This is a genomic window from Blattabacterium cuenoti, assembly GCF_014252255.1.
Lineage (GTDB): Bacteria > Bacteroidota > Bacteroidia > Flavobacteriales > Blattabacteriaceae > Blattabacterium > Blattabacterium cuenoti_J.
Map to the genome: position 1 here is coordinate 582,523 of NZ_CP059213.1, position 24,993 is coordinate 607,515.

The window sequence follows — 24,993 nt, forward strand, 5'->3', positions numbered from 1 at the left end:
ATAATTAATCTTTTCAAATTATTTTATTTATACTCAATGACAAATTATTTTTCATATAATGGATATTTTTTATACTTAATAATATTAATATTAAATATTAATCAATTGTTTATTTTTATAAATCATAATTGTTAATAATTATTAACATTTTCTAATTTTTCTGATCGACGAAATACAATTCCTTGTTCTTTAAAAAAATCTATCAATATTTTATGATTTTTTTGTACCTTTCCTCCAAGGATTTCTTTGGAAAGATTATTTAAAATATCATGTTGAATAACTCTTTTTAAAGGACGAGCTCCAAAATGTGGATCGTATCCTTTTTCTGATAAATATTCTATGGCTTCATGAGTATATTCTATATGAATGTTATTATTTTTTAATAATAAAATACCTAATTTTTCCATTTGCAATTTTACAATACCTATGATTTCTTTTCTAGAAAGAGGTTTAAATAAAATAATTTCATCAATACGATTAATAAATTCCGGTCTTACAATATTTTTTAATAAATCTATTAAAGTTTTTTTTGTAGCTTTCATTCGATTATAAGATATTTCTTGATCAAAATTTTCATGAATAATATCCGATCCTATATTAGAAGTCATAATAATAATGGTATTTGTAAAATTAACTGTTCTTCCTTTATTATCTGTTAATCTACCATCATCCAAAACTTGTAATAAAATATTAAAAATATCTGAATGTGCTTTTTCTATTTCATCTAATAAAATAACACTATAAGGTCGTCTACGTATAGATTCTGTTAATTGTCCACTTTCATCATAACCTATATATCCAGGAGGTGCTCCTATAAGCCTACTTACAGAATGACGTTCTTGATATTCACTCATATCTATACGAACCATATTATTTTCATCATTAAATAAATATTCTGCTAAAGTTTTAGCTAGTTCTGTTTTACCTACTCCTGTACTACCCATAAAAAGAAAAGATCCTATAGGTCTTTTTTCATCTTGTAATCCAGCCTTAGAACGTCTTATTGCATCTGCTACAGATTTAATTGCATCATTTTGTCCTATTACTCTTTTATGTAATTCTTTTTCTAAAAATAATAATTTATATCTTTCACTTTGTAACATTTTAGTAACGGGAATTCCTGTCCATTTAGATACAATTTGAGCTATATCTTCTCTAGATACTTCTTCTTGTATCATTTTTTTTCCTTTATCTTCCTGTTTTTTTAATTCATTTTTAAATTCTTGAACTTTATTTTCTTCTTCTTTTATTTTTCCATATCTTAATTCTGCTACTTTTCCATAATCTCCTGATCTTTCTGCTTGTTCTGCTTCAAATTTATAATTTTCTATTTTATCTTTAGATTTTTGTATTCCTTCAACTAAATCTTTTTCATTTTGCCATTGATCTTCTAATTGTATTTTTTGTTCATTTAATTTTAATAATTCCTTTTTTAAGGGGATAAGTTGTTTTTCATCATTTTCTCTTTTTAAAGCTTCTATTTGTATCTCCATATGCATAATTTTTCTTTGCAATACATCTAATTCTTCTGGTTTTGAATTAATTTCCATTCTTAATTTAGAAGCGGCTTCATCTATAAGATCTATAGCTTTATCAGGTAAAAATCTTTCATTAACATAACGTTTTGATAATTCTACAGCTGCTATAATGGATTCATCTTTAATCCTTACTTTATGATGACTCTCATATTTTTCTTTAATACCACGCAATATAGATATAGTATCAGAAACAGAAGGTTCATTTACGTATACTTGTTGAAATCTTCTTTCCAAAGCTTTATCTATTCTGAAATATTTTTGATATTCATTTAAAGTTGTAGCACCTATAGCTCTTAACTCTCCTCTTGCTAACGCTGGTTTTAAAATATTTGCTGCATCCATAGAACCTTCTCCACCACCTGCTCCAACTAAAGTATGAATTTCATCAATAAATAAAATAATTTCTCCATCTGAAAACGTAACTTCTTTTACAACAGCTTTAAGACGTTCTTCAAATTCTCCTTTATATTTTGCTCCTGCAATTAAAGAAGCCATATCCAAAGAAAAAACTTGTTTATTTTTTAAATTATCCGGAATATCTCCACTAATGATACGATGAGCTAATCCTTCAGCAATAGCTGTTTTTCCTACTCCTGGTTCACCAATTAAAATGGGATTATTTTTTGTTCTTCTAGATAATATTTGTAAAACTCTACGTATTTCTTCATCTCGTCCAATAACTGGATCTAATTTTCCTTTTTTAGCCCATTCATTAAGATTTTTTGCATATTTTTCTAAAGCATTATAAGTATTTTCAACTGTAGAGGAAACTATATTACCACTTTTTTTTCTAATATTTTCAATAATTTCTTTAATATTTTTTTCTATAATTCCATGATCTTTTAATAATTGTGATGTACGATCTGATATGATAAAAATTCCATAAAAAATATGTTCTACTGATATAAATTTATCTTGTAATAAATTAGCGTAATTTTCCGCTATATTTAACATTTTGGTAACATTTGAACTCAAATGTTGAGTATAAGATCCACTTATTATTTTTGGGTAAGAAGAAATAATATGATCTAATCCTTTTATGATTAATTGATTATTAACTTTTAATTTTTTTAAAATAAAAGGTATCATATTTTTATCTCTCTTTAAAAGAGCTTTTAAAATATGAGCCGTTTCAATAGATTGTTGATGATTTTTTAGTGCAATATGTTGTGATTCCTGTATGATTTCTTGAGATTTTGTAGTAAACTTATTATTATAATTCATATAAAAATGAAATTTTTTATTTTTTTTCAGTTATAGGAATGTAAAATATTAATAATATAAAAAAAATTTATGATCATCATAGTTTTTTTAAAATATTTATTTTCGTATTTATGATAAAAAAAGAAGAAATTCAATCTCTTTCAGAAAGAATTTATAAAATATATGATATTTTAAAAATTAATAAAATTAAAAAATTACTTGATAAAAATCAAAAAATGATATCAAATCCTAATTTTTGGAATAATTATAAAAAATATAAAAATTTTATTAAAGATATGCATCATATGAAAAAATGCATAAAAGATTTTAAAACCTTGAAAACATCTTTAGAAGAATTAGAAATAATATTTTCTCTTTCTAAAGAAGAAAATGTAGAAAAAGAATTACAAATTCAATTAAATAAAACTAAAAATTTACTTTTAAATATAGAATTTCAAAATCTTTTATCAGAAAAAGAAGATTCTTTAAACGCTATTTTACAAATTTCTTCTGGTGCAGGAGGAACTGAAAGTTGTGATTGGACTTCTATGTTAATGAGAATGTATTTTATGTGGGCTGAAAAACATAATTTTTCTGTAAAAAAAATAAATTTTATATCTGGAGATGTAACTGGAATTAAATCTGTAACTCTAGAAATAGATGGAATTTATGCTTTTGGATATTTAAAAGGAGAAAATGGAGTACATAGATTAATACGTATATCTCCATTTGATAATAATTCTAAACGGCATACTTCTTTTTCTTCTGTTTATGTTTATCCTATGGTAGATAATAATATAGATATAAATATTAAAATTTCTGATATTCAATGGGAAACTTTTCGTTCTAGTGGCGCAGGAGGACAAAATGTCAATAAAGTTGAAACAGGAGTTCGATTACGTCATAATCCAACAGGAATTATTATAGAAAATACAGAATCACGTTCTCAAATACAAAATAGACAAAAAGCTTTACAGATTTTAAAATCTAGATTATTTGAAATAGAAATAATGAAAAAAAATGAGAAAAAAGAAAAAATAAAATCTGAAAAAAAAAAAATAGAATGGGGATCTCAAATTCGTAATTATATTATGCATCCTTATAAATTAGTAAAAGATTTAAGAACAGGTTATGAAACTTCAAAAATTCAATCAGTAATGGATGGTGAAATAGATTCTTTTTTAAAAAAATTTTTAATATATAAAAAAAATAAAGAAAATAAAATTTAATTAAACTATTTATTTTTCAATGAAAATTCGTTATACTGATCTTATAGATCAAACTTTTGATTTTCCCACTGAGGAATTTTCTATAAAAAATAATTTATTAGAATTTCATGGTATTCCATTAATGGATTTAATAAAAAAATATGGAACTCCATTAAAATTTACATATTTACCAAAAATATCTCAAAATATAAAAAAAGCTAAAAAATGGTTTAAAAAAGCTATTCATTCTAATCAATATAATAATAAATATACTTATTGTTATTGTACAAAAAGTTCTCATTTTTATTTTGTCTTAGAAGAAGCATTAAAAAATGATATTAGCATTGAAACTTCATATGCTTATGATATAGAAATCATCAAAAATCTTTATAAAAAAGGAAAAACTAATAAAAAAATAGAAATAATATGTAATGGATTTAAAACAAAAAATTATATTAAAAATATATCAGAATTGATAAATAATGGTTTTTGTAATACTATACCAATATTAGATAATTCAGATGAATTAGAAAAACTTAATTTAGTTATTAATTATCCTTTTAAACTTGGTATACGTATAGCTTCTGAAGAAGAACCAAAATTTGAATTTTATACTTCTAGATTAGGAATAGGATATAAAGATATTGTTGTTTTTTATTTAAATAAAATAAAAAATAATCCCAAAATAGAATTAAAAATGTTACATTTTTTTATTAATACAGGTATCAAAGATACTGCTTATTATTGGAATGAACTTTTTAAGTGTTTACATATATATGCAATATTAAAAAAAATAGCACCAGAATTAGATATTTTAAATATAGGAGGAGGGTTTCCAATAAAAACATCTATGTCTTTTAATTATAATTATGAATATATGACCAATGAAATTGTTTATCAAATTAAAAAATTTTGTCAAGAAGAAAATGTTTTGGAACCACATATATATACAGAATTTGGAGCTTATACAGTTGGAGAAAGTGGAGGTATTTTATATAAAATACTTAATCAAAAACGTCAAAATGATAGAGAAAAATGGAATATGATAGATAGTTCTTTTATGACCACACTTCCTGATACATGGGCAATAAGTAGAAGATTTATTATGATGGCTATTAATCGTTGGAATGATTATTATGAAAGAGTTTTTTTAGGAGGATTAACATGTGATAGTGATGATTATTATAATTCAGAACAACATATGAATGCTATATATCTTCCTTTTTTTTGTGAAAAAACTCCACTTTATATTGGTTTTTTTAATACTGGAGCTTATCAAGATACAATTAGTGGATATGGAGGAGTTCATCATTGTTTAATTCCACAACCTATTCATATATTAATAAATCATGATGAAAAAAAAAATTTTGTATATAGAATATTCCGTCAATCACAAAGTCCTGAAGAAATATTAAAAATATTAGGTTATTTATGAAAAAAAAATTTTTTATTTTTCTGGAATATATAAAAAATATTCTACACTTGAAAAATCAAAAACAGTATTAATTCCTGTTCCATATGATTCTACTCAAACATGGAAAAAAGGGGCTAAAAAAGGACCAAAAGCTTTTTTAGCTGCATCAGAACATATGGAATTATACGATATTGAAACGGATTCAGAAGTCTATAAAAGAGGAATTTTTATTGTTTCTCCACCCGTAAATAATTCAATTTCCTCTAGAGAAATGGTTAAAAAAGTATATAATATTACAAAAAAATACCTTTTTAAAGAAAAATTTGTAACTCTTATAGGAGGAGATCATTCTATATCTATAGGTAGTATTAGAGCTTTTGGAGAAAAATATCCAAATTTAAGTATTCTTCATATGGATGCACATATAGATTTACGTTCTGTATATAAAGGAGATCCATATAATCATGCATGTTCTATGCATGAAGCATCTCAAAAATATCCTTTAATACAAATAGGTATTCGAAGTATGGATATACTGGAAAAAAAATTTATTCAAAAAGGAAACGTTTTTTATATGCATAAAATTTATAAAAACGATTTTTGGATGAAAAAAGCTATTCAAAAACTTACAAAAAATGTATTCATTAGTATAGATATTGATGTTTTTGATCCTAGTATAGCTCCTTCTACTGGAACTCCAGAACCAGGAGGATTAGATTGGTATACAACGTTAAAATTTTTAAAAAAAGTTTTTCAAAAAAAAGAAATAAAAGGATTTGATATTGTTGAACTTTTGCCAAATCAAAAAGAATCATCTACAGATTTTTTAGCTGTGAAACTTTACTATAAATTACTATCATATAAATATGAATTAATAACATCATAAACATCATAAATATGAACAATAAAATTATTATAGCTATAGATGGATATTCTTCATCGGGAAAAAGTACTTTAGCAAAAAAAATATCCCAAAAATTAAAATATAAATATATAGATACCGGAGCTATGTATAGAGGAATAACTTTATTAGCTATTCGAAAAAAAATTTTTAATAGTGATTTATGGAATATACGTAATTTTATACCTTTTTTAAAAAATATTAATTTTAAATTTAAATGGAATAATAAATTTCATAAAACTGATATTTTTTTAAATAAAGAAAATATACAATATGAGATTAGATCATTAAAAGTAACAAAAAAAGTGAGTTTAATAGCTCAGATTCCTGAAATTCGTAAAATATTAACTATTTTTCAGAGAAATATTGGAGAAAAAAAAGGAATTGTTATGGATGGAAGAGATATCGGTAATTCTGTTTTTCCTAAATCTGAATTAAAAATTTTTATGAAAGGATCTATAGAAGTTCGTTCTTATAGAAGATATAAAGATCTTCAAAAAAGAGGAGAAAAAATTTCTTATGAAGAAGTTAAAAAAGATATTATTCATAGAGATATAATGGATACTTCTAGAAAAATTTCTCCATTAAAAAAATATGAAGATTATATAGAAATAGATAATACTTTTATAAGTATGGAAAAACAATTAAATTTAATTTTTCAATTAATAAATAAAATGAAAAAAAATAATCATATTATTATATGAAATTATTAAATGGAAGAATATCTTTAGTTACAGGAGGTTCAGGAGATATAGGAAGATCTATTGTAAAAACTTTTGTACAACATGGAGCTAATGTTATTTTTACATTTTTTTCCTCAATAAAGGAGGCTAAAAAATTAGTTTTAGAATTTAAAAATTCAGTAGAAGCATATCAAATTGATCTTTCAGATTTTAATTCTTCAAAAAATTTAGTTGAAAAAATTATAAAAAAATATGGAAAAATAGATATATTAGTCAATAATGCTGGTATTATTAAAGATAATTTTTTACTTAAGATTTCCCAAAAAGATTGGGATAACGTTATAAAAACTAATCTTTATTCTATTTTTAATTTAACTAAATTTGCGATTTTTCCTATGATGAGACAAAAAAAAGGAAGTATTATTAATATGAGTTCTGTTATAGGATTAACAGGAAATATTGGACAATCTAATTATGCAACATCTAAAGCAGGTATTATTGGATTTACTAAATCTATAGCTAGAGAATTAGGAAAAAAAAATATTCGTTGTAATGCTATAGCTCCTGGATATATTATGACAAAAATGAATTCTCATTTTAAATATAAAATCAAAGAAGATTGGATAAAAAATATTCCATTAAAAAGACCGGGAACTCCTCAAGATATAGCGAACTGCACTTTATTTCTTGCTTCAGATTTATCTAATTATATTACCGGTTCTGTGTTAAATGTAAATGGAGGATTAATTTAATCATTGATTTATATATAATATATGAGTGTTTTTTATTTTTATTATGGAAATATATTCAAATAAAAAAATTGTACAAAGTTTAGGGGAAATATTAAAAAAAAAATACGTAATTAATATAATTATATCTCCAGGATCTAGAAATGCTCCTATCATTATTCATTTTACACAAAATAAGTATTTTAATACTTATAGTATTGTAGATGAACGTTGTGCTGGTTTTTTTGCTTTAGGAATTGCACAACAAATTAGAAAACCTGTAGTCATTAGTTGTACTTCTGGATCTGCTGTTGTAAATTATTATCCTGCAATTACAGAAGCTTTTTATCAAAATATTCCACTTATTTTAATAACGGCAGATAGGCCAAAAGAAATTATAGATATTTTTGAAGGACAATCAATTCATCAAGAAAATATTTTTCAAAAACATGTAGAAACATCTGTTCAACTAACAGAAGACGAATCTAAATTAGGTATGTGGTATAATGAAAAATTAATTAATGAATCTATCAATAAATGTATTTTAAAAAATAAACCTATACATATTAATATTCCTTTTTCTGAACCACTTTATAAAACAACAAATCGACTACAAGTAAACCCTAAAATTATAAAAATTATATACGAAAAAAATTTTCGTATTAAAACATCCAATCATTATCATATAGAACAATCTATATGGAAAAAATATAAAAAAAAAATGATTTTATTAGGATTACATTATCCAGAAAAAAATATGGAAAATATTTTAAAAAAATTTAGTTATGATTCATCTATTGTAATTTTTACAGAAACAACATCTCATGTATGTGGAAAATTATTTTTTTCAAGTATAGATCAACTTATTTTTAATATGACTGTTAAAGAGTGGAATCATTTTAAACCTAATATTTTATTAACTATTGGTGTAAATATTATATCTAAAAAAATAAAATTTTTTTTGAGAAAATATCCTCCAATATATCATTGGCATATAGGAAAAAATTATGAAAAATACCCAGATACTTATTATAAGTTAACTACTTATTGGTCTATGACTTTAGAATCATTTTTTCAAATTTTTCAAAATTTGAATTTATCTATTTCAGATTATAAATATCAATGGGAAAAATTAAGAAAAAAAAGAATTAAAAAACATAAATTTTTTATCAAAAAAGAAAAAAGTTTTTCAGATTTAAAAGTTCTTTTTTTTATATTTCAATCTATTCCTAATAATTCTATTTTACAATTAGGAAATAGTATGATTATTAGATATTATGAACTTTTTTATAAAAAAAAATCTTCTATTCATTCTTATTGTAATCGTGGAACATCAGGAATAGACGGATGTGTTTCAACAGCTATAGGTTCTGCAACAAGTAGTAAAAAAATTGTAACATTAATCATTGGAGATATAAGTTTTTTTTATGATAGTAATGCCTTATGGAATAATTATATTCCAAAAAATTTTAGAATTATACTTATTAATAATAGAGGTGGAAATATTTTCAGATTTATTTCCAAAACGAAACTTCCTGAAAAAATTTTCAATTTTTTCGAAACAAAACATATTTTTTCTGCAGAAAAAATATGTGAAATGCATAATTGGAAATATAAAAAAGTTTCTAATCAATCTAATTTAAAAAAAAGTTTATCTTTTTTTTGGAACAAATCAGATAATCCTTTTTTATTAGAAATAGATACTCATAAATATAAAAATGCGGAAATTTTAAAAAAATATTTATCCTATTTATTTTAATTGAAAAATTAAAAAAATATCCCATAAAGCTTTAATTCTAGCAAATATTTCTCTTAATTGTATTCTACTATCAAAATATAGGTTTTTAGCGTTAAACCCTATAACATCTAATCCTAAACAATTTCCAATAAAAATAGCTCTTTCATTATGAAATTTTTGAGATATAATAGTGAATCTTTTTTGATGAAAAATTTTATAAACTCTTAATATAGATTGTAATGTATTAATACCATAACAATCTTCATATATAAAACAAGAAGGAATTCCTTTTTTTATTAATTCTTTTTTCATCATTTTGGGTTCATTATAATTTTTTTCTCTATTATCACCACTTACAATGATATAACGTATTTTTTTATGATAAAAAAGATAATAAGCAGCATCAATTCTATACTTAAAATAAGCATTTACACCACCTCCATGTAAATATTTAGAAGTTCCTAATACAACACCAAATGTATTATATGGAATATAATTGACATAATCAAAATTTTTTCTCATTGACCAAAAACTAACTATAAAATAACAAGAAAAAATAAATGAAATTATGATAAATAATATACGTTTTATTGTTTAATAAACACAATCATCTTTTTTTAATTTAAAAAGAATCATTTTCTATCACCCATTCTCCTTTTTCTAAAAAAAACTCTGCTTGTTTAAATTTAATATTTTTAATTTCTCCTGTAATTAAATGACGAATATTAATTCTATTATTTCTTCCTAATTTTTTTCCGTTTTTTCCTATCATTAAAAAATCCATTTTTATATTATTTTTATTTTTTGGAATATATAAAATGTCTCCTATTATTATGGTAGATTTAAATAAAAAAGAAACAATTTTTTTATTAATATCATAAATTTTTTCTTGAAATAAATTAAAAGCATTTTGTTTATAGACGATTAAAGGATCTTTTTGTTCAAAAACTGCATTTTGCACAGAATATCTTAAACTATCCATATCACGTAAATGTTCTTTCCATTTTTCATCCAAAAAACATAATATAGTTTTTTTTTCAAATATTGATAATAAAGATTCCCCTTTAGTATTATAAAATTCCTTCAATTCTGATATAGAAATGATATTTTTTAATCCATCAGTAAAAATAACTTGTATTTGATAAGATTTATCATCCTTATTTTTTATAAAATTAGATGTAATTGGCATGATATCTTTATTAATTATAATTTTCTTTTTTTGATCATAAAAATTTATAACAATATCATGAAGTTTATTTATACAATAAAATTCTTTATAAGATAAAAATTCTTTTTCATGAAATGGAAATTCTATATTAAAAATTTGAGTAAATTCATATTTTAAATTTTTAAAATCATTTAAAGATTTATTAACTGAAATTATAACATCTAATAAAAAATAAACCATATTAGAAATGTCTAAACTTAATTCTTTACCAAATAATGCATTTTTACGTTTTTTATAAATAAATTCTCTTTGTTTATTAATAACATCATCATAGTCTAATAAACGTTTTCGCATACTAAAATTATTATCCTCTATTTTTTTTTGTGCTTTTTCAATAGATTTTGTTAATAAAGTATGTTGTATTATATCCCCTTCTTTATGCCCAAATCTATCCATAAGTTTGGAAAGTCTTTCTGAATCAATAAATAGACGAATCAAATTATCCTCTAATGATACATAAAATTGAGAACTTCCTGGATCTCCTTGACGTCCAGATCTTCCTCTTAATTGATTATCAACTCTTCTAGAATCATGTCTTTCTGTTCCTAAAACGTATAATCCTCCATTTTTTATAACTTCTTTTGACAATTTAATATCTGTTCCACGACCAGCCATATTAGTTGCAATAGTTACCGAGCCAGGAAATCCTGCTTTTGCTATAATATCCGCTTCTTTTTCATGTAATTTAGCATTTAAAACATTATGTGGTATTTTTCTAAATTTTAAAGATCTACTTAAAAATTCCGATACTTCAACAGAGGTTGTTCCAACAAGAACTGGACATTTTTTATTTTGAGATAAATGAATAATTTTTTCTATAATTGCATTATATTTTTCTCGTTTTGTTTTGAAAACAAGATCTTGAAAATCTTTTCTTTGTACAATTTTATTTGTAGGAATTACTACTACATCTAATTTATAGATATGCAAAAATTCTCCAGATTCTGTTTCTGCTGTTCCCGTCATTCCTGATATTTTCCTATACATTCTAAAGTAATTTTGTAAAGTAATTGTAGCAAATGTTTGACTAGATGATTCTATTTTTACATTTTCTTTTGCTTCTATAGCTTGATGTAATCCATCTGAATAACGTCTTCCTTCCATTATACGACCAGTCTGTTCATCTACTATTTTTACTTTTTCTCCTAAAACAACATAATCTATATTTTTTTCAAATAAAGTAAAAGCTTTAAGAAGTTGATTAATAGTATGTATTCTTTGTGATTTAATAGAAAAATTTTTTAAAATTTTTTCTTTTTCTTTTATTTCTTTTTCTTTAGATAACTTATTTTTTTCCAACTCATAAAGTTCTACGTTTACATCTGGTAATATAAAAAATCCTATATCTTCTACATTTTTAGATAAAAATTCAATTCCTTTATCTGTTAATTCTACTGTATTATTTTTTTCATCAATTAAAAAATAAAGATCTTTATCTACTTTATACATTTCTCTTCCATAATCTTGTAAATATTGATTTTCAGTTTTCTGTAAAATAAAACGTATATTCTCTTCACTTAAAAATTTAATTAATGATTTTTTTTTTGGTAATCCCCTATATGCTTGAAATAATTTAAATCCACCTAATTTTTTATCTCCATTTTTTATCAAATTTTTTGCTTCTAGCAAAAAATTATTAACTATTACATTTTGTTGAATGACAATATTTTCTACTTTTTCTTTAAAAAATTCAAACTCATCTTTATTATCTTTATTAGAATCTACAGGTCCAGATATAATTAAAGGAGTACGAGCCTCATCTATCAAAACAGAATCAATTTCATCTATAATAGCATAATTCAATTCTCTTTGAACTAATTCTTTTTTAGAAGATGCCATATTATCTCTTAAATAATCAAAACCAAATTCATTATTTGTTCCATAAGTAATATCCGCTTGATATGCTTTTTTACGTTTTTGTACATCAGTAGGAGAATAATTATCAATACAATCAACTTTCAATCCATGAAATTCCATTAAAGGAGCCATCCAACCAGTATCTCTTCTAGATAAATAATTATTAACTGTTACAATATGGACACCTCTACCAGATAAAGCGTTCAAATAAGCAGATAAAGTAGCTACCAAAGTTTTACCTTCTCCTGTTGACATTTCCGATATTTTTCCTTGATGTAATACAACTCCTCCCATTAATTGAACATCATAATGAACCATATCCCAAATTATTAATTTACCATATGCATCCCATTTATTTTTCCAAATAGTTTTATTTTCATTATCATTTAAAATAACATAAGATTTTGTTTTAGATAATTCTTTATCAAAAGAAGTTGATTTTACTATAAGTTTTTTTTTTTCTTTAAAACGTTTTGCTGTTTCTTTGATAAGAGCAAAAGCTTGAGGTAAAATATTCATCAATTCTTTTTGTTCTGCAACATAACGTTTTTCTTTAATTTCCTCTATATTAGAATATATTTTTTGCAATACACTAATAGAATAAAATTTTTCTTTTATTTTTTTTAAAAAATTTTTTTCTTCTTCTTCAAAAATTTTTGTAGAATCTTTTATAATTTTTTTAAAATAAAAAGTTTTATTTCTTAATTCATCATCAGATAATAAAGATATATTACTCTCCTCTTTTTTGATTAAAATCAAAAATTTTCTAACCTCTTTAAGGTCTTTTTCATTTTTATTAACTAATAATTTATTTAAAATATTTCTAATGAAATTCATTCAAAATATATATTAAAAAATAAATAAATTTAAAGTTCATATTCATCTCTATTCCAATAAAAATCTTCATCATCACGTGGATAATCTGCCCATATATCTTCTATAGATTCAAAAATTTCTCCTTCTCCATTTTCTAATTGTTGTAAATTTTCAACGACTTCTAAAGGAGCTCCAGTACGAATAGCAAAATCTATCAATTCTTCCTTTGTTGCTGGCCAAGGTGCATCTTCTAAATGAGAAGCTAATTCTAAAGTCCAATACATATATTGATATTTTCTATATTTAATATTAAAAATCAAAATAATGATATTTTTATATATTTGATTTTCAAAAAAAAATGAACTTTTCCATAAAATTACAAGATAAAATTAGTGAATTTAAATTACAAATAAATTATATGAAAAAGTTTCCAAAAATTGTATTTATAGGTTCAACATATTTTTCACTTTTTTCCTTAAAAGAATTACATATGAAAAAATATAATATTGTAGGAATAATTACGATACCTGATTTTCCAAAAAAAAAAGACAAAGGTTTTTCTCCTATAAAAAAATATGCTATAGAAAATAATATTCCTTTTTTGCAACCTATAAATCTTTTAGACGATTTTTTTTTAAAAAATCTAAAAATATGGAATGCAGATATACAAATTGTTGTTTCTTTTAAAATTTTACCTAAAAATGTATGGAATTTACCTAAAATGGGATCTTTTAATTTACATGCATCTCTTCTTCCACAATATAGGGGAGCAGCTCCTATTAATTGGGTTATTATTAATGGAGAAAATAAAACTGGTCTAACTACTTTTTTTATAGAAAAAAAAATAGATTATGGAAAAATAATACTTCAAAAAGAAGTAAAAATAGAAAAAAATGAAACTGCAGGAGAATTAGAAAATAAATTAAAAAAAATGAGTGGATCTATAATTATAGAAACTTTAGAAAAAATTATAGAAAATAAAATAAAACCTACTGATCAAAAAAATATTAATTTTTTAAAATATGCTCCAAAAATATACAATAAAGATTGTAGAATACAATGGGATAATCCTTCTATTGAATCAATTTATAATAAAATAAGAGGATTAAGTCCTCATCCTACTGCATGGACTTTATTATTTTTTAATCAAAAAAAATTTATTAGATTAAAAATTTTTATTGTTAATATAATACGAAAAAAACATTTTTTTCCTATTGGATTAATATTTATTATTTCATCAAATAAAATGAAAATATCCGTAAAAGAAGGTTTTATATCTATTATTGAAGCACAAATAGAAGGTAAAAAAAGAATGAATGTAAAAAATTTAATTAATGGAATAAAAATAAAAAAAAATATTTTTGTTCAATAAAATAATATTTTTTTATAAAATTTTAATCATTTATACTTTTTATAATAAATATTTTATATTTGCTATCGTTAATTATAGGTTAATAGGTTAATTATAAATATAAATAAGTAAATAATTATATAATATATAAATTAAATTCATGAATAAAACAGAATTGGTAAACTCAATAGCTGAAAAAACTGGAATAACAAAAATAAAAGCTAAAAATATAACAGATGCATTTATTGAAACAGTCATTGAATCTTTAAAAAAAGGAGATAAAGTTACATTAGTAGGATTTGGAACTTTTTCTGTTGTAGAAAGACATCCTAGAAATGGAGTCAATCCTAGAACAGGTAAAAAAATACAAATTCCAGGAAAAAAAGTTGCTAAATTTAAAATAGGAGCAGAATTAACAAAATTATAAAATTTAAAGATAAAGTTTTGTATATATAACTTTATCTTTAAATTTTATAATTTTATGGTGATAATCTATATAAAATCCACTTCTTTTCTTTATTTAAACTATAAACAAGTCTATCATGAAGTCTATTAGGTTGTCCTTGCCAAAATTCCATTTTATATGGTTTAATAATATATCCTCCCCAATAAAAAGGACGTTTTATCATTTTTTTTTGAAAAAAATTATTCCATTTTTTATATTGTTTTAATAAATATTCTTTAGATAAAATTTTAGAACTTTGTTGAGATGCCCAACATCCTATTTGATTTTCTTTAGGTCTTTTTTGAAAATATTTATCTGATTTTTCTTTTTTTATTTTAAATGTTATTCCTTTAATAATAATTTGTCTTTCTGTATTTTTCCAATAAAAAGAAATACATACTTTTGGAATATTTTGAATAGATCTTCCTTTAAAACTATAATAATTTGTATAAAAAATAAATCCTTTTTCAGAATATTCTTTTAACAAAACAACTCTAGTTTCTGGAGCTCCATCTTTTCCTATAGTAGAAATAAACATGGCATTTATTTCATCATTATTATTTTTTTTTTTATAAAACAATTTTTCTTGTTCAAACCAATAATGAAATAATTGAAAAGGTTTTTTTGGAACATCAGATTCTAATAAAGAATTTTGATAATAATTTTTTCTATAATTACTTAAGTCAAAAATCATAATTTTTTTTATTTTTTAAAATGAAAATATATTATCTTTATAATATTTTTATCTCTTAAAAAATATAAGGCGTGATAGCTCAGTTGGTTAGAGCGTTGGATTCATAACCCAGAGGTCGGGGGTTCAAATCCCCCTCACGCTATTATTTTACAAAATAAAATAATAAAAAAAAAATATGTATTTCTTTGTTTCTAGTCGTTTTTTGTTACAAAAATTACATACTTTATATCAAATTATAAATTCCCATAATTTAAATTCAAAATATTTAATTTTTAATATTATAAAAAATAAATTAAAAATTATAGTATTCTCTGATTCAGAAAACATAGTAAAAACATATATAAAAATTAATGTAAAAAAATATACAAAAAAAAAAGTTATTGTATCTATTAAATTTATGATAGATATTTTAACTACCTTTCATAATGATATACTTCTTTTTAAAAGAAAAAAAAATACACTTCATATTTATTTTGAAAAAGTATCTTATAAAATACCCACATACTCTCATTCTCATAAATATTTAATAGATTTTTTTTATAAAAAAAAATCAACATTGAAATTATCTACTACTATAAATACTATAAAAATAACTTTATTTTCAAATACTCTTTTAAAAATATTAAATAGAACATTATTTGCCGTTGGTAACAAAAAATTTCAACCAATATTAAATGGAGTTTTTTTTCAATTTTCTCCTTATGAAGCAAATTTTGTAGCTACAGATAGCTTTCGTCTTGTAAAATATACTATAAAAAATATAAAATTTAATAAAAATATCAAATTTATAATACCAAAAAAATCACTTTATATCATAAAAAAAATTTTAAAAAATGAAAAAAAAAGTAATATTATTATTGAATATAATAATAATATTAATATTATATTTCATTTTAAAAATTATATTTTTTCATGCAGTTTAATAAATGAAAAATATCCAGATTACAATTCTATTATTCCAAATAAAAATTGGGATGTTTCATTTGTTATCAACCGACTTTTATTATTAAATATAATAAAAAGAATTTCTATTTTTTCTAAAAAAAAGAAAAAAAATTTTATCCATTTACATTTAAATCGTAATAATTTAAAAATATGTGAATATGATCAAGAAACTATTAATGATTATAATTTTGGATTAAAAATAAAGTGTAAACCAATTTTTAATAAATTAACAAAATTAAAAAATATGAAAATGGGATTTAACTCTCAATTTTTAATTGAAATTTTATCTTCTTTAAATGAAAATTTAATTTTATTTGAATTATATCATTCCTATAAAATAGGAATTTTAAAACCATTTTTGAATAAAAATAAACAAACAGAAGAATCCATTTCTATATTAATAATGTCTACAATATGAAAATATCATACAATTGGCTTAAACAATATATATCTATTGATATTAATGCAGAAAAAATATCTAATATTTTGACTGAAATTGGATTACCTGTAAAAAATATCAAAAAAATATTTTCAAAAGAAAAAGAAGAAGACTCTATTCTAGATGTAGAAATTACACCAAATCGTACAGATGCTATGAGTCATTATGGAATAGCACGTGATTTATACACTGTATTAAAATATCGTGGATATACAGTAAATTTATTAAAACCAAAAATATCTGTAATAGTAAATAAAAATATAAATGAAAATATAAATCATAATATACAAATTTTTATAAAAGAAAATAAAAAATGTATACGATATTCTGGAATGTCTATTTATCAAATAAAAATAGAACCTTCTCCACATTGGTTAGTTTTTAGATTAAAATCTATAGGAATTAAACCAATTAATAATATAATAGACATTATAAATTTTGTCATGTATGAATTAGGACAACCAATTCATGTTTTTGATATTGATAAAATAGAAGAAAAAAAAATTATAATACAAAATGCTAAAAAAAATACAAATTTTCAATCTTTAGATAAAATTATAAGAAAACTCGATGAAGATGATTTAATTATTTGTGATACACAAAAACCATTATCTATATCTGGAATAATTAATAGTATTCAATCTAATATAAATGAAAATATTACTAAAAATATTTTTTTAGGTAGTGCTTATTTTAACCCTTCTTTTATACGATTTATTAGTAAAAAACACTTAATTCAAACAGAATCAAAATATCTATTTGAACGAGGAATAGATCCTAATCAAACTATATATGCTTTACAAAGAGCTGCTTTTCTTATAAAAGAAATAATACAAAAAAAAATATATTTCCATATCATAGATATTTATCCTAATCCTATATCTCCTTCAAAAATAAAACTTAGATATAATAAAATTAAAAAAATTTTAGGAAAAAAAATATCTAATAATAAAATTAAAAAAATTTTATCATTATTAGAAATTATAATTCATTATGAAAATGACAAATATTTATTTGTAGAAATTCCATCTTATAGAATAGATGTTAAAAGAGAAATTGATTTAATTGAAGAAATTTTACGTATTAATGGAATTAATAAAATTAAAATATCTAATAAAATAAAAATATCTCCACTTCCTAATTTTTTTTATAAAACAGAACATAAAATACAAAAAATACTTTTTGAACAATTAGTTTGTTATGGATTTCAGGAAATTATTTCTTCTACTATGAGAGATAAAAATAAATATTCAATTTTACTAAATTCTATTTTTAATAGAGAAGAAATTAAAATTATTAATCCAGTTAATCAAAATTATAAATTTATGCGTTCTAGTTTATTATTTGGAATAATAGATTGTATAAAATATAATTGTAATAAAATAAATTATTATAATTCAAATATAAAATTATTTGAAAAAGGAAAAATATATTTTAAAATAAATAATAAATTTTTAGAAAAAACATATCTTGGAATTGCTTTTTTACAAAAAAAAGACAAAAATTATTTTGAATTCCAATCTTTTTTCTATTTAAAAGGAATTGTTGAACAAATTTTTCAAAAAACAGGAATATCCAATTATACTCAAATATTTTCTAAACATCCTTTATTAGAAAATAGTATTTCTATATTATATAATAAAAAAAATTTAGTTGAATTAGGAAAATTAAAAAATAATTTTTTGAAAAAAAAAGAAATTTTTTATGCAGAAATTGATTGGGATTATTTCATTTCTATTATTCAAAAAGAAAAAATAATTTATATTCCTTTTTCTAAATACCCAACTTCTAGGAGAGATTTATCTTTATTAGTTGATAAAACTATTTCTTTTGAAACAATTAATCAATTAATAAAGAAAAAAGAAAATCATATAATAAAAAAAATTAAAATATATGATTTTTATGAAGGAAAAAATTTACCAAAATCAAAAAAATCATATACTATTAGTTTTTTTTTGGAAAGTAAAACAAAAACACTAACTGAAAAAATTATTAATAATTATATGAAAAAAATTGAATTTTTTTTAAAAAAAGAATTAAAAGTTATAATTAGAGAAAAAAAAAATAATTATATTAAATGAGATAATTTTTTTAAATTTTTTTCTAATCCAGTTTCTTTTTGAATGATTTTGGATATATTTTTAATATGAACTCTTTTTTGTTTCATACTATCTCTATATCTCATAGTAACTGTATTTGTTTCTTTAGTTTCATAATCAACAGTAAAACATATAGGTGTTCCTATTGCATCTTGTCTTCTATATAATTTTCCAATAGATTCTTTTTGATCATAAATTAATTTATGCTTTATTTTAAAATTATTAAATATTTTTTTAGCAATTTCTGGTAATCCATCTTTTTTAACTAATGGAAAAATAGCAGCTTTTATAGGTGATAAATAATGAGGTAATTTTAATACTATCCGTATATTTCCATTTTCTAATTTTTCTTTTTTAAGAGAAGAAAAAAATATAGCTAAAAAAATACGATCTAAACCAAGAGATGTTTCTATTACATAAGGAATATAATTTTTTTTTGATTCATATACTTTGAATTTTTTTTTAGAAAAAAATTCATGTTTTTTTAAATCAAAATCTCTACGAGAATGAATACCTTCTATTTCTTGAAATCCAAAAGGAAATTTATATTCAATATCTGTTCCATAACTAGCATAATGTGCTAAATGATCATGATTACGTAATTTATAATTCTTTTTATCTCCAAAAAAAAATAAATGCCATTTTAAACGAATATTTTTCCAATATTCATACCATTTTTTTTCTTCTTCAGGAAGAATAAAAAATTGCATTTCCATTTGTTCAAATTCTCGCATTCTAAATAGAAATTTTTTGGAAAATATTTCATTTCTAAATGACTTTCCTATTTGAGCTATTCCAAATGGAATTTTCATTCTATTAGATTTTTTAACATTATGAAAATTACAAAATATACCCTGAGCTGTCTCTGGACGAAGATATAAATCTTTCTCATTTTCATTTTTTATTTTAAACATCATATTAAAATAACGAATTTTTGTCCAATTTTTTGTTTTAGAAATAGGATCACAAATGTTTAATTCATCAATTAAAATTCTTAAATCTAAAAAATCTTTTTTTTTTAAAGATTTAGATAAACGAAATAATATATCTTCTTTTTTTTTAGGATTTTTGGAAAAATTTTTTTCTACGTATTCTTTTATTAAAATATCTGGACGATATCTTTTTTTAGAATCTTTATTATCAATTAATAATTCATTAAATTCATCAATATGTCCTGAAGCATTCCAAATATTAGAATGCATCAATATTGATGAATCAATCCCTACTATATTTTCATGAAGAAAAGTCATTGACTTCCACCAAAATTTTTTAATATTATTTTTTAATTCAATTCCATATGGTCCATAATCATATACAGCATTTAATCCTCCATAAATATCACTAGAAGGAAAAATAAAACCATAAATTTTTGCATGAGAAATTAAAAAATCAAAAATATAACATTTTTTCATGATATTAAATACTTTTCCAAATCTAATGCTGCCATACAACCAGTACCTGCAGATGTTATAGCTTGTCTATAATTTGGATCTTGTACATCTCCTGCAGCAAATACTCCTGGTTTATTAGTGATAGTGCTTCCTTTTTTTACTATAATATATCCCTTATTATCCAAATCTAATTGATTTTTAAAAATTTCTGTATTAGGTATATGACCAATTGCAATAAATAAACCATTTACTAAAATAGTAATATTTGTTTTTTTTTCATGATTAAATATTTTAATCCCTTCTAAAAAATTATTTCCAATAATTTTTGTAATTTGAGAACAAAATAATATTTTTACATTTTTTTTTTTTAAAATATAAGATTGTAATATTTTAGATGCTTTAAAATAATTTTTTCTAACTATTAAATATACTTTTTTACAAATTTTGGATAAATAATTAGTATCTGATAAAGCAGTATCTCCACCTCCTACTACTGCAACATCTTTATCTTTATGAAAAAATCCATCACAAGTAGCACAAAAAGAAATTCCTAATCCAATTAGTTTTTTTTCTTTTTGTATTCCTAATAATTTAGGATTTGAACCTGTAGCTATAATCACTCCTCTACTATTAATACACTTTTTTTCAAAAAAAATATGATGAATTCCTCTATTTTTATTGGATAAACATACATTTATTACAGATTGATTAATTATTTTAGTATTATAACGTTCTGCTTGTTTTTTGCAATTTTGCATAAAATTAATTCCATCAATTCCTACAGGAAATCCTAAATAATTATCAATACTAGTTGTAGTCGTTAATTGTCCACCTGGTTGCGTCCCTTCAAATAAAATAGGATTTAAATCCGCTCTTGATGCATAAATTGCAGCAGAATAACCAGCCGGTCCAGATCCAATAATTACACAATCTTGTATTTTTTTTAATGCCATAATATAATTATAGTTATATTTACATTATTATATTATATGTATTTATTTAATTTTTTTATTAAAAAACATTTATATTTAAATCAAATAAAAAATAAAATTTTTATATTCTGCGTAATTAGAAAAAAATTTTATTCCTTCACTCAAGAAGAAGTTATTCGACAATATATAATTTTTTTATTAAAAAAAATAAAAAATTATACAAATCAAAATATATGGGTAGAATTTCCTTTACAAATAAACAACTTAAATAAAAGAATAGATATTCTAGTTCAATTAAATGGAAATCCACATATTCTTATAGAATGTAAATCCCCTAAAATTAGGATAAAACAAAAAACTTTTGATCAAATTGCAATATATAATAATGTAATACAAGCTCCATTTTTAATGATAAGTAACGGAATAAAAAATTTTATTTATAAAATTGATAAATATCAAAAAAAATTTATTTTTTTGAAAAAAATTCCTTAAAATTTTATATTTTTTTCTATTAATTTATAGAATGCATATAATCAATAAGATCAACTAATTTTGTAGAATAACCAACTTCATTATCATACCAAGAAATTATTTTTAAAAAATTAGGATTTAACATTATACTAGAATTTGCATCAAAAATAGAAATTCGATCATCTCCTATAAAATCTGATGAAACAACCGATTCTTCTGTATATCCTAGTATACCTTTTAATATAGTTTCAGAAGATTTCTTCATACAGTATTTAATTTTATCATAATTAGTACTATTTTTTAAACGAACTGTAAAATCTAATACAGATACATCTGAAATAGGAACTCTAAAGGCCATACCAGTTAATTTTCCATTTAAACTTGGTATAATTTTTCCAACAGCATTAGCTGCACCTGTAGATGATGGAATTATATTAATTAACGAAGATCTTCCCGCTCTCCAATCTCTTGTAGAAACAGAGTCTACTACTTTTTGAATAGCAGTGGAAGCATGTATAGTAGTCATTAATCCCTCTAATATTCCAAAATTATCATTTAAAACTTTTACAATTGGAGATAAACAATTTGTAGTACAAGAAGCATTTGATACAATATTTTGACTTTTTTTTATTTTTTTATGATTCACCCCCATAACAAACATAGGAATATCATCTTTAGGAGGAGCTGATAAAATAACTTTTTTAGCTCCTGATTTTAAATGTGCATTAGCTAAATCTTTTGTTAAAAATAATCCAGTTGATTCAACAACATATTCTACATTTAAATTTCCCCAATTTAATTTACTAGGATCTTTTTGATTAGTTACTTTTATACGTTTTTCTTCATTAAATACTAAATAATTTTCATCTTCTATTCTAATTTTTCCTTTAAAAGAACCATGAACAGAATCATATTTTAATACATAAGCTATGTATTCTATAGGAACTAGATCATTTATAGATATAATTTCAATATTTTTTCTTCTTAAGGAAGATAATAAAACTAGTTTTCCTATTCTACCAATACCATTTATTCCTATTTTAATAGACATATATTAAATAATTTTTTATTGATTATTTTATAAAATTAATTTTTAACTTTCAAAAAAGTCATAAAAGCAGATGAAGGTATTTCCACTTTTCCTATTTTTCGCATTTTTTTCTTTCCTTTTTTTTGTTTTTCTATAAGTTTTTTTTTACGAGTAAAATCTCCTCCATAACACTTATCAGTTACATTTTTTCTCAAAGCTTTAATAGTTTCTCTTGCTATAATTTTTCCATATACAGAAACTTGAATAGGAATACTAAATTGATGTTTTGGAATCAAAGTAGATAGTTCTTGACATATTTTTTTAGCTAAAATGAAAACTTTAGTTTTATGAACTAAAAGAGATAAAGGTTCTATTTTTTCATGATTAATCAATACTGTTATTTTCCTTAAATCTGAATTTTTATAACCAATAAAACTATAATCAAAAGAAGCATATCCTTTAGATATTGTTTTCAATTTATCATAAAAATCAAATACAATTTCAGATAAAGGCATTTCAAATATAATTTTTATTCTTTCAGATGTTAAATAATTTTTATTATCAATCATTTTACCACGTTTTCCAATACATAAAGATATTACATTTCCTATATAAATATTTTTAGTAATAATAGAAACTAAAACATAAGGTTCTTCTATTTTTTTAAATTTTTCCATTTCTGGAAAATCTGAAGGATTACTAACTACAATAGTTTTATTATTTTTTAAATGGACTTTATAAGAAACATTAGGAAATGTAAGGATAACAGAAATATTATATTCACGTTCTAAACGATCCTTAACTATTTCCATATGAAGTAATCCTAAAAAACCACAGTAAAAACCAAAACCTAAAGCAGGAGATGATTCACTCTTAAAAGAAAGAGACGCATCATTTAAATGTAATTTTTCCATAGAAGAACGTAACTCCTCATATTTATCAGAATCAACTGGATAAATACTTGCAAAAACCATAGGTTTAACTTCTTCAAATTTTTCAATAGCTTTTTCTGCCGGATTATTAGCATCTGTTATTGTATCACCTACTTTAACCTCATAAGTATTTTTTATTCCAGAAACAACATAACCAACATCTCCTGTATTAATTCTATTTTTAGAAATATGTTTTAATTTTAATGTACCTATTTCATAAGCAGAATAAATTTTTCCCGTTGACATAAATCGTAATTTTTGTCCTTTTTGAATAGAACCATTTTTTACTCTAAAAAAAACTTTAATTCCTGTAAATGGATTATATAAAGAATCAAAAATAATAGCTTGTAAAGGTGCTTTTGTATCTCCTTTTGGAGAAGGAATACATGTTACAATTTTTTCTAAAATATGATGAATTCCTAATCCATTTTTAGCACTAACAGGAATAATATCTTCCATTTTACATTGGACTAATTCCATTATCTCTTCCATAACTTCGTCATAAGTAGAACATGATAAATCAATTTTATTCAAAATTGGTATAATAACAAGATTTTTTTTCAAAGCTAAAGAAAGATTAGATATAGTTTGAGCTTGTACACTCTTAGTACAATCTACAACGAGTAAAGCACCTTCACAAGCAGCAATAGAACGTGATACTTCATATGAAAAATCTACATGACCAGGTGTATCTATTAAATTTAATATATATACTTTCCCATTATATTTATATTCCATTTGAACAGCATGACTTTTTATAGTTATTCCACGTTCTCTTTCTAAGTCCATATCATCTAATAACTGATTTCTGTTTTTTTTTGAAATAGTTTTTGTAAATTCTAATAAACGATCTGCTAATGTACTTTTACCGTGATCTATATGTGCAATAATACAGAAATTACGAATATTATGAATCATAATAAATAAAATTAATTATATGATAAAATAAT

Annotated in this window: 20 protein-coding genes and 1 tRNA gene; 12 read left to right on the forward strand and 9 right to left on the reverse strand. The window is 22.0% G+C overall.

Annotated features, from left to right (window positions below; all coding sequences use genetic code 11):
• Positions 1 to 131 precede the first annotated feature (131 nt).
• The gene (clpB, locus tag H0H41_RS02825; RefSeq protein WP_185872188.1) at positions 132 to 2,762 is read right to left on the reverse strand and encodes an ATP-dependent chaperone ClpB; all 2,631 of its coding nucleotides are present in this window, start codon (positions 2,760 to 2,762) and stop codon (positions 132 to 134) included.
• Between the two features lie 110 nt (positions 2,763 to 2,872).
• Here clpB and prfB point away from each other — a divergent pair, with 110 nt between their 5' ends.
• The 6 genes from prfB to menD are packed head-to-tail and all read left to right on the forward strand — an operon-like array spanning position 2,873 to position 9,434.
• Positions 2,873 to 3,970, forward strand: coding sequence for a peptide chain release factor 2 (gene prfB, locus H0H41_RS02830; protein ID WP_185872189.1), 1,098 nt, complete (start codon positions 2,873 to 2,875; stop codon positions 3,968 to 3,970).
• Between the two features lie 19 nt (positions 3,971 to 3,989).
• Positions 3,990 to 5,384, forward strand: a complete 1,395-nt coding sequence (locus H0H41_RS02835; protein WP_185872190.1) for a type III PLP-dependent enzyme domain-containing protein — start codon at positions 3,990 to 3,992, stop codon at positions 5,382 to 5,384.
• Positions 5,377 to 6,249: an agmatinase gene (gene speB / locus H0H41_RS02840; RefSeq protein WP_185872530.1), complete on the forward strand. Its 873-nt coding sequence runs from the start codon at positions 5,377 to 5,379 to the stop codon at positions 6,247 to 6,249. Before H0H41_RS02835 ends, speB begins: the two co-directional genes overlap by 8 nt.
• An 11-nt stretch (positions 6,250 to 6,260) precedes the next feature.
• Positions 6,261 to 6,968, forward strand: a complete 708-nt coding sequence (cmk, locus tag H0H41_RS02845) for a (d)CMP kinase (RefSeq protein ID WP_185872191.1) — start codon at positions 6,261 to 6,263, stop codon at positions 6,966 to 6,968.
• Entirely contained in the window at positions 6,965 to 7,699 is a 735-nt protein-coding gene (gene fabG / locus H0H41_RS02850; protein ID WP_185872192.1) for a 3-oxoacyl-[acyl-carrier-protein] reductase, read from the forward strand. Before cmk ends, fabG begins: the two co-directional genes overlap by 4 nt.
• 43 nt (positions 7,700 to 7,742) lie before the next feature.
• The gene (gene menD / locus H0H41_RS02855) at positions 7,743 to 9,434 is read left to right on the forward strand and encodes a 2-succinyl-5-enolpyruvyl-6-hydroxy-3-cyclohexene-1-carboxylic-acid synthase (RefSeq protein WP_223843726.1); all 1,692 of its coding nucleotides are present in this window, start codon (positions 7,743 to 7,745) and stop codon (positions 9,432 to 9,434) included.
• Here menD and H0H41_RS02860 read toward each other — a convergent pair.
• The 3 genes from H0H41_RS02860 to H0H41_RS02870 form a co-directional block, all read right to left on the reverse strand.
• Positions 9,426 to 9,935 (reverse strand): SanA/YdcF family protein, encoded by a 510-nt coding sequence (locus H0H41_RS02860; RefSeq protein WP_185872193.1) that lies wholly within the window; start codon positions 9,933 to 9,935, stop codon positions 9,426 to 9,428. The two genes, menD and H0H41_RS02860, sit on opposite strands and share 9 nt — an antisense overlap.
• A gap of 100 nt (positions 9,936 to 10,035) precedes the next feature.
• A complete protein-coding gene (secA, locus tag H0H41_RS02865; protein ID WP_185872194.1) occupies positions 10,036 to 13,335 on the reverse strand; it encodes a preprotein translocase subunit SecA in 3,300 nt (1,099 codons plus the stop codon).
• 29 nt (positions 13,336 to 13,364) lie between these two features.
• Positions 13,365 to 13,598, reverse strand: coding sequence for a DUF2795 domain-containing protein (locus H0H41_RS02870; protein ID WP_012840601.1), 234 nt, complete (start codon positions 13,596 to 13,598; stop codon positions 13,365 to 13,367).
• Positions 13,599 to 13,672: 74 nt separating this feature from the next.
• On the opposite strand from H0H41_RS02870, the gene fmt reads away from it, so the two are divergent.
• Positions 13,673 to 14,686 (forward strand): methionyl-tRNA formyltransferase, encoded by a 1,014-nt coding sequence (gene fmt / locus H0H41_RS02875; protein WP_223843727.1) that lies wholly within the window; start codon positions 13,673 to 13,675, stop codon positions 14,684 to 14,686.
• 139 nt (positions 14,687 to 14,825) lie between these two features.
• Complete coding sequence (locus tag H0H41_RS02880; RefSeq protein WP_185872195.1) at positions 14,826 to 15,092, forward strand: HU family DNA-binding protein; 267 nt, start codon at positions 14,826 to 14,828, stop codon at positions 15,090 to 15,092.
• 52 nt (positions 15,093 to 15,144) lie between these two features.
• Here the strand turns inward: H0H41_RS02880 and pdxH are convergent, their stop codons facing one another.
• A complete protein-coding gene (pdxH, locus tag H0H41_RS02885; RefSeq protein WP_185872196.1) occupies positions 15,145 to 15,804 on the reverse strand; it encodes a pyridoxamine 5'-phosphate oxidase in 660 nt (219 codons plus the stop codon).
• Positions 15,805 to 15,872: 68 nt separating this feature from the next.
• Between pdxH and H0H41_RS02890 the strand changes: the two genes are divergently transcribed.
• The 3 genes from H0H41_RS02890 to pheT all read left to right on the forward strand — a co-directional run bounded on the left by H0H41_RS02890 (position 15,873) and on the right by pheT (position 19,269).
• Positions 15,873 to 15,946, forward strand: a tRNA-Met gene (locus H0H41_RS02890).
• Positions 15,947 to 15,979: 33 nt separating this feature from the next.
• Positions 15,980 to 17,167: a DNA polymerase III subunit beta gene (locus H0H41_RS02895; protein ID WP_185872197.1), complete on the forward strand. Its 1,188-nt coding sequence runs from the start codon at positions 15,980 to 15,982 to the stop codon at positions 17,165 to 17,167.
• A complete protein-coding gene (gene pheT, locus H0H41_RS02900) occupies positions 17,164 to 19,269 on the forward strand; it encodes a phenylalanine--tRNA ligase subunit beta (RefSeq protein ID WP_185872198.1) in 2,106 nt (701 codons plus the stop codon). The genes H0H41_RS02895 and pheT overlap by 4 nt, the downstream gene beginning before the upstream one ends.
• Here the strand turns inward: pheT and H0H41_RS02905 are convergent.
• Both H0H41_RS02905 and trxB read right to left on the reverse strand, forming a co-directional pair.
• Positions 19,257 to 20,699, reverse strand: coding sequence for a glycine--tRNA ligase (locus H0H41_RS02905; protein WP_185872199.1), 1,443 nt, complete (start codon positions 20,697 to 20,699; stop codon positions 19,257 to 19,259). The two genes, pheT and H0H41_RS02905, sit on opposite strands and share 13 nt — an antisense overlap.
• Positions 20,696 to 21,631 (reverse strand): thioredoxin-disulfide reductase, encoded by a 936-nt coding sequence (gene trxB, locus H0H41_RS02910; protein ID WP_185872200.1) that lies wholly within the window; start codon positions 21,629 to 21,631, stop codon positions 20,696 to 20,698. Before trxB ends, H0H41_RS02905 begins: the two co-directional genes overlap by 4 nt.
• A 36-nt stretch (positions 21,632 to 21,667) precedes the next feature.
• Between trxB and H0H41_RS02915 the strand changes: the two genes are divergently transcribed.
• A complete protein-coding gene (locus H0H41_RS02915) occupies positions 21,668 to 22,102 on the forward strand; it encodes a type I restriction enzyme HsdR N-terminal domain-containing protein (RefSeq protein ID WP_185872201.1) in 435 nt (144 codons plus the stop codon).
• A 19-nt stretch (positions 22,103 to 22,121) separates the two neighbouring features.
• Here H0H41_RS02915 and gap read toward each other — a convergent pair whose 3' ends face one another.
• Together gap and lepA are read right to left on the reverse strand one after the other, a co-directional pair.
• Positions 22,122 to 23,132 carry a type I glyceraldehyde-3-phosphate dehydrogenase gene (gene gap, locus H0H41_RS02920; protein WP_185872202.1) on the reverse strand — a complete coding sequence of 337 codons (1,011 nt, stop codon included), beginning with the start codon at positions 23,130 to 23,132 and terminating at the stop codon, positions 22,122 to 22,124.
• A 35-nt stretch (positions 23,133 to 23,167) separates the two neighbouring features.
• A complete protein-coding gene (gene lepA, locus H0H41_RS02925; RefSeq protein ID WP_317168639.1) occupies positions 23,168 to 24,958 on the reverse strand; it encodes a translation elongation factor 4 in 1,791 nt (596 codons plus the stop codon).
• Between the last annotated feature and the right edge of the window lie 35 nt (positions 24,959 to 24,993).